The 1,211-nt window shown below is 73.0% G+C and carries 2 protein-coding genes; both read right to left on the bottom strand.

Annotation, left to right across the window (positions count from 1 at the left end; all coding sequences use genetic code 11):
* Positions 1-49: 49 nt before the first annotated feature.
* Complete coding sequence (locus P409_RS34755; RefSeq protein ID WP_034849523.1) at positions 50-943, bottom strand: dihydrodipicolinate synthase family protein; 894 nt, start codon at positions 941-943, stop codon at positions 50-52.
* A gap of 19 nt (positions 944-962) precedes the next feature.
* Positions 963-1,211 (bottom strand): hypothetical protein (locus P409_RS39755; protein WP_034849522.1); only part of this gene is annotated, 249 nt, incomplete at its 5' end.

Genomic DNA, 1,211 nt, shown 5'->3' with positions numbered 1-1,211 from the left:
TACCCCCTCCCGCAAGGGGAGGGGGAGGATGGAAAGAGACAGACTCGCTCTATTTTCGGCGCCCGAACGGCCCCAGCGCCGCGGCGTGACGGGCGACAAGGTCCAGCCCGAACTCGGTCGGGCGCAGCGCCGGCGCCCGGTCATGCACTGCTAACCCCGCCCGGGCGGCGAACAGGCGCTTGCCGTAGCAGATCAGTGTCTCGATCGACTGCATGACGAAGACGATCGACGGCGCCACCCGGGCATAGGCCTCGGCGGCCGCCGCCTCGTCCCCGGATTCATGGAGCCGGTGGATCGCCACCGCGTGGTCGACCGCGTCCGGCGCCAGCAGGAAGCCGCCGCAGCCGGCGCGCAGGCTGTCGATCATCTCCAGCCCGCCGCGGCCGTTGAACACGCGCAGCTTCCCGTCCGTCGCGGCGATCAGCCGCTCGACCTCCACCGCCGAGCCCTCCGCCTTGATCAGGGTCATGTTGGCGTGGCGCCGCATCAGCCGGGCGACGTCCTCGGCGGACAGGCCGCGGCCGAGATATTGCGGCGCGTTCTGGATCGCCACCGGGAGCGCCGTCGCCTCCATCATCCGGCTGAAGAAGTCCAGGTATTCGGCGGCGCCGTAGCTGCCCGCGGCGGGCGGCTGCAGGATCAGCCAGGCGGCGCCCGCCGCCTCGGCCGCGCGGACCATCGCCACCTGCTCGGCCACCGATGGGCCGAAGATGGTGAAGCCGACCGGCACCCGGCCGGCCACATCCTCCGCCACCCAGTCCATCACCGTCCGCCGTTCGTCGAAGCCCAGCTTCGCCACCTCGGTGGCCAGGCCCAGCGCGGCGATGCCGGCGACCCCGGCCTCCAGGCACGCCTCGACCTGCCGGCGCATGGCGGTACGATCCAGCCGCTCCTCGGCGTCGAAGAAGGCGTAGAGGATGGCGTGGATGCCGGGTGCGGTCATGGCGGCGTTCTCCCTGGTCTCAATCCGTCAGCGGCGCCGTGGCCTCGCCCGCCTGTTCGCGCAGCCGCTCGCCCAGATCGGCGAGGTTGTCGCGGATCTGGGCGAAGGTGAAGGCGATGGCGAAGGCCTGGCCGAACTCCCGCCCGTCCAGCCCCTCGCCGCCGGCGCCCCGCAGCGCGTCGACGCTGCTCTGCAGCGCCGCGACGGCCTGGTCGAGGGCGCCGCCGTCGCCCGGCGCGGCCTGCGCTTCCAGCGCCGCGCCATGGAG

It is taken from the genome of Inquilinus limosus MP06 (assembly GCF_000767795.1).
Classification (GTDB): Bacteria; Pseudomonadota; Alphaproteobacteria; order DSM-16000; family Inquilinaceae; genus Inquilinus; species Inquilinus limosus_E.
This window is presented reverse-complemented; position numbering and strand designations above follow the sequence as displayed.

Excerpts from the sequence above, each read along its gene's own strand:
- P409_RS34755 (WP_034849523.1), bottom strand. The coding sequence starts at position 943 with ATGACCGCACCCGGCATCCACGCCATCCTCTACGCCTTCTTCGACGCC.